The organism is Ochrobactrum sp. C6C9, assembly GCF_022627935.1.
Taxonomy (GTDB): Bacteria; Pseudomonadota; Alphaproteobacteria; order Rhizobiales; family Rhizobiaceae; genus Brucella; species Brucella teleogrylli.
The window spans coordinates 1-250 of sequence record NZ_JABXGB010000137.1; the positions used below are offsets into that span (position 1 = coordinate 1).

The following is a 250-nucleotide window of genomic DNA, read 5'->3' on the forward strand; positions in this document are numbered from 1 at the left end:
CTGCAGTTCCCCGGGCTGCGCCTCGCGGCGACGGTCGTGTGGGCGATCGCCGCGGTGCTCCTCGTCGCCCTCACGACCGCGACGGTGCTGCACTGGATCCGCTACCGGAGCACTGCAGCCGGGCACCAGCTCAACCCGGTGATCTCGCACTTCTACGGCGCACCACCGATGGCGTTCCTCACCGTCGGCGCCGGGACACTCCTGCTCGGCAAGGACTGGGTCGGCCTGCCCGCCGCCGTCACCATCGACT

Annotated in this window: 1 protein-coding gene; it reads left to right on the plus strand. The window is 71.2% G+C overall.

Going from position 1 to position 250, the window contains the following annotated elements:
- A partial coding sequence (locus HWD97_RS24400; RefSeq protein ID WP_371835829.1) for a hypothetical protein occupies window positions 1–250 on the plus strand: 250 nt, incomplete at both ends.